This window comes from Roseomonas sp. 18066 (assembly GCF_902706185.1).
Classification (GTDB): domain Bacteria; phylum Pseudomonadota; class Alphaproteobacteria; order Acetobacterales; family Acetobacteraceae; genus Pseudoroseomonas.
Genome location: NZ_CACSJM010000249.1, coordinates 1 through 5,138 on the forward strand (window position 1 = coordinate 1; position 5,138 = coordinate 5,138).

The 5,138-nt window shown below is 71.3% G+C and carries 3 protein-coding genes; 2 read left to right on the plus strand and 1 reads right to left on the minus strand.

From position 1 onward, the window contains the following. Positions 1-1,065, plus strand: a 1,065-nt coding sequence (locus GVN67_RS27925; protein WP_160000577.1) for an efflux RND transporter periplasmic adaptor subunit, incomplete at its 5' end; no start/stop codon positions are given. 31 nt (positions 1,066-1,096) lie between these two features. Continuing rightward, complete coding sequence (locus GVN67_RS27930; RefSeq protein ID WP_160000578.1) at positions 1,097-4,267, plus strand: efflux RND transporter permease subunit; 3,171 nt, start codon at positions 1,097-1,099, stop codon at positions 4,265-4,267. 153 nt (positions 4,268-4,420) lie between these two features. Here GVN67_RS27930 and GVN67_RS27935 read toward each other — a convergent pair whose 3' ends face one another. Next, positions 4,421-4,981, minus strand: coding sequence for a TetR/AcrR family transcriptional regulator (locus tag GVN67_RS27935; RefSeq protein ID WP_160000579.1), 561 nt, complete (start codon positions 4,979-4,981; stop codon positions 4,421-4,423). Between the last annotated feature and the right edge of the window lie 157 nt (positions 4,982-5,138).

Genomic DNA, 5,138 nt, shown 5'->3' on the forward strand with positions numbered 1-5,138 from the left:
CAGCCTGCCCCCTCCGTCACCGTCGCCCAGCCCACCCAGCGCCGCGTCACGGAATGGGAGGAGCATGTCGCCCGCCTCGAGCCCTCGGCCCGGGTGGAGCTGCGCGCCCGCGTCTCCGGCCAGGTGGAGAAGGTGCATTTCCGCGACGGCCAGGTGGTGAAGGCGGGCGACCTGCTGTTCACCATCGACGCGCGGCCCTTCGAGATCGCGGTCGAGAGCGCCCGCGCCGAGCTCGCCAAGGCGCAGGCCCGGCTCGACCTGGCGCAGCAGGATATCGACCGCACCGCGCCGCTGGTGCGCGACCGCATCGCCCCCCAGGCGCAGCTCGACAGCCGCCGCGCCGCCCAGCGCGACGCCCAGGCCGCCATCGCCTCGGCCCGCGCGCAGCAGCGCCAGGCCGAGCTGGAGCTGAGCTGGACCGAGGTGCGCGCCCCCCAGGGCGGCCGCGTCTCCGACCGCCGTGTCGATGCCGGCAACCTGGTGCAGCAGAGCGGCACGCTGCTGACCACCATCCTGGCGCTGGACCCGATCTACGCCACCTTCGACATCAGCGAGGCCGATTTCCTGCGCCTGTCCCGCGCCGGGGTCGCGCGCGCCGGCAGCGAGAATGCCCGCGTCGCGCTGCGCCTCGCCGACGAGGACAATTGGGAGCGGGTCGGCCAGCTCGACTTCGTCGACACCGCCATCGACCCGCGCTCCGGCACCATGCGGGCCCGCGCGCTGCTGGCCAATGCCGACATGTTCCTGACGCCGGGCAGCTTCGCCCGCCTCCGGCTGCGCGCCGGCGAGGGCGAGGCGCTGCTGCTGCCGGACGCCGCCATCGCCGCCGACCAGGCCGCCCGCGTGGTCATGACGGTCGCCGCCGACGGCACGGTGGTGCCCAAGCCGGTGGCGCTGGGCCCCGTGGTCGACGGGCTGCGCGTGGTGCGCAGCGGGCTGACCGCGCAGGACCGCGTCATCATCGCCGGCCTGCACCGCGCCCGCCCTGGCACCAAGGTGACCGCCGAGGTCGCCCCCCCTGCCGCCCAGCCGGGCACCCCCGCGCGGCTCGCCGAAGCGCGCTGAGCCGAACCCCCTTTACGCCGGACATTCCGCCATGCGCTTCGCGCAATTCTTTATCGCGAGACCGGTCTTCGCGGCCGTCATCTCGATCGCCATCACGCTGGTCGGCGGCATCGCCGGCTTCGGCCTGCCGATCAGCGAATATCCCGAGATCGCGCCGCCCACGGTGACGGTCAACGCCACCTATCCCGGCGCCTCGGCCCAGACCATCGCCGAGACGGTGGCGACGCCGCTGGAGCAGGAGATCAACGGCGTCGACGGCATGCTCTACCTGGGCTCGCAATCGACCGGCGACGGCAAGCTGACGGTGACCGTGGTGTTCCGCCAGGGCATCGACGTCGACGCCGCCCAGGTGCTGGTGCAGAACCGCGTCGCCGTCGCCGAGCCGCGGCTGCCGGAGGAGGTGCGCCGCCTCGGCCTGCAGGTGCGCAAGGCCTCGCCCGACCTGCTGATGGTCGTGCACATGCTGTCGCCCGACGGCTCGCGCGACCAGCAATACGTCTCCAACTACGCCACGCTGAACGTGCGCGACCGGCTGGCGCGCCTCGACGGCGTCGGCGACGTGCAGATCTTCGGCGCCCGCGACTACTCCATGCGGGTCTGGCTGGACCCGGCCAAGGTCGCCGCCCGCGGCATGACCCCCGGCGAGGTGGTGGCCGCCCTGCAGCGCGCCAACCTGCAGGTCGCCGCCGGCGGGCTGAACCAGCCGCCGACCGGCGCCGGGCATGGCCAGGCCTTCCAGGTCAATGTCGAGGCGCTGGGCCGGCTGACCTCGCCCGAGCAGTTCGGCGAGATCGTCGTCGCCACCAACCAGGGCGGCGCGCCGGTACGGCTGCGCGACATCGCCCGCGTCGAGCTCGGCAGCCAGGACTACACGGTCAACGCCTATCTGAACAACCAGACGGCGACGGCCATCCCGATCTTCCAGCGCCCCGGCTCCAACGCGCTGGCCACCGCCGACGGTATCCGCGCGACCATGGAGGAGCTGTCGCAGCGCTTCCCGCCCGGGCTGCAATACAGCATCGTCTACGACACCACCCGCTTCATCGCCCAGTCGATGGAGGCGGTGCTGCACACCTTCATCGAGGCGATCCTGCTGGTCGTCGTCGTCGTCATCCTGTTCCTGCAGTCCTGGCGCGCTGCGGTGATCCCGCTGCTGGCCATCCCGGTCTCGATCGTCGGCACCTTCGCCGCCATGTCGATGCTGGGCCTGTCGCTGAACACCCTGTCGATGTTCGGCCTGATCCTGGCCATCGGCATCGTCGTCGACGACGCCATCGTCGTGGTGGAGAATGTCGAGCGGCACCTGGCCGAGGGCATGGACCCGCAGGCCGCCGCCCGCCTGACCATGGACGAGGTCGGCTTCGCCCTGCTGGCCATCGCCCTCGTCCTCTGCGCCGTCTTCGTGCCGACGTCGTTCATCTCGGGCATCGCCGGCGCCTTCTACCGCCAGTTCGCGGTGACCATCGCGGTGGCGACGCTGATCTCGGCCCTCGTCTCGCTGACCCTGTCGCCGGCGCTGGCCGCCCTGCTGCTGAAGCCGCACAGCCACGAGAAGGCGACCGGCTGGCGCGCCGTCGTCGGCGCCCCGTTCGGGCTGTTCTTCCGCGGCTTCAACCGCATGTTCGACGCCATGTCGAACGGCTATGGCGCGCTGACGCGGCGGCTGGTGCGGATGGGCGCGGTGCTGCTGGTGCTCTTCGTCGGCCTGCTGCTGGTGACCGGCCAGACGGTGCGCACCACGCCCACCGGCCTGATCCCGCCGCTCGACCGTGGCTATCTGATCGCCGCCTTCCAGCTGCCGCCGGGCGCCAGCCTCGCCCGCACCGACGCCGTGGTCCGCCGCGCGTCGGAGACGGTGATGCAGGTCCCGGGCGTCGAGGGCGCGGTCGCCTTCGTCGGCTTCGACGGCGCCACCTTCACCAATGCGCCGAATTCGGGCGTGATCTTCGTGACGCTGAAGCCCTTCGAGGAGCGCATCGCCCAGCATATCGAATACGGCGCCATCCTGGGCCAGCTGCAGGCGCGGCTGGGCGAGGAGCGCGAGGCGATGGCGCTGGTCATCCCGCCGCCCTCGGTTTCCGGCATCGGCACCGGCGGCGGCTTCAAGCTCTATGTCCAGGACCGCAGCGGCCAGGGCCCCCGCGCCCTGGAGGCGGCGACCAACGAGATCGTCGGCGCCGCCAACGGCCTGCCCGAGATCGCCATGGCCTTCACCCTGTTCAACACCGCGACGCCGACGCTGCATGCCGAGGTCGACCGCACCAAGGCCGAGATGCTGGGCGTGCCGCTGTCGCGGGTGGGCGAGACGCTGTCGGTCTATCTCGGCTCGGCCTTCGTCAACGACTTCAACATCCTGGGCCGCACCTACCGCGTCACCGCCCAGGCCGAGGAAGACCAGCGCCTGACGCCGCGCGACGTCGCCCTGCTGCGCACCCGCAACGAGGCCGGCGACATGGTGCCGATCGGCGCCATGGCGAGCTTCACCGACGGCACCGCGCCGTATCGCATGCCGCGCTACAACCTCTATCCGGCGGCGGAGATCCAGGGCGCGGCCAAGCCGGGCGTCTCCACCGGCCAGGCGCTGGCCGCCATGCAGCGCCTGCTGGCCGAGAAGCTGCCGGACGGCTTCAGCTACGAATGGACCGAGATCGCGCTGCAGGAGACGACGCAGGGCGACACCGCCCCCATCGCCTTCGGCCTGGCCGTGGTCTTCGTATTCCTGCTGCTGGCGGCCCTCTATGAAAGCTGGCTGCTGCCGCTGGCGGTGGTGCTGATCGCGCCGATGTCGGTGCTCGCGGCGCTCGCCGGCGTGCTGTGGCGCGGCCTCGACAACAACGTGCTGGTGCAGGTCGGCCTGGTGGTGCTCGTGGGCCTGGCCGCCAAGAACGCCATCCTGATCGTCGAGTTCGCCCGCAGCGCCGAGCAGGAAGGCATGACCCGCTGGGAGGCCGCCGAGGCCGCGGCCCGCACCCGGCTGCGGCCGATCCTGATGACGTCGCTGGCCTTCATCCTGGGCGTGCTGCCGCTGGTTCTGGCCACCGGCGCCGGCGCCGAGATGCGCCAGAGCCTGGGCACCGCGGTCTTCGCCGGCATGCTGGGGGTGACGCTGTTCGGCCTGGCCTTCACGCCGCTCTTCTACGTCGTGGCGCGGGCCATGGCGGGGAAGGAGAAGAAGAAGGCGGAGCTGGTGGCGGCTGAGTAAGACAGGCAAGCACCAGGGGGCTCTGCCCCCTGGACCCCTGCCGGGGTGATAGTATCACCCCGGACCCCGCCATCTGTTGGCACCTTGAGGCCAGAGGCGGGACGAAAATGAATGTGGGGGTCTGGGGGCATTCAATGCCCCCAGATTCTTCTCTTAAGACTTCTTCTCTTGAAGAATATTCTTCAAAGCGCTGGATAAAATCTGATCCGATAAAACGGGATCATCCACCGCCCTGGCCAGCGTCACCGCCCCGGTCAGCAGCGCGATCGTCGCCAGCGCATCCTCGCCCTCGGGCAGCAGCGCCGCCAGCCGCGCCGCCATCCCCTTCAACCCCACCGTATAGGCCTGCCGCACCCCCTCGCCCTGCCGCGGCACCTCGCCGCCCAGCACGGCGATGGCGCAGCCATTCCCCGGCGCGTCGCGATGCCCGGCCGACAGGTAGCGGGTGACGAAACGCTCCAGCGCCTGGCGCGGCGTCTCGCCCTCGCGCGGGGCGCTGCGGCCGGCGCGGGCCTCGATCATCGCCGCCACCGCCACCTCCGCCAGCCGCTCCTTCGAGCCGAACTGGCTGTACAGGCTGCCATGCGTCATCCCCGCCGCCTCGGCCAGGGCATCGACGCCGGTCGCCGCCAGCCCGCGCTCGCGGAACAGCCGGCCGGCGGCCTCCAGGATCTTCGCGCGGTTCTCGGCCGCCTTCTCGCGGGAAACCCTCATCTGGCTTGCTCCTCCGGCCCCAGCGCATAGCACGCCCGGCCCGCCATGCGCGGATTTTTTGATGACGACCGCCATCTGAAGCGATAATCATGGCGCCCGCTATCAATGATAGGCCCTGCCATGACCGTCGCGATGACCGCCCCCCTGGCGCCCCCCC

What these genes read in the sequence shown, in the direction of transcription:
- GVN67_RS27930 (WP_160000578.1), top strand. Translation starts at nt 1,097, where the DNA reads ATGCGCTTCGCGCAATTCTTTATCGCGAGACCGGTCTTCGCGGCCGTC.
- GVN67_RS27935 (WP_160000579.1), bottom strand. Translation starts at nt 4,981, where the DNA reads ATGAGGGTTTCCCGCGAGAAGGCGGCCGAGAACCGCGCGAAGATCCTG.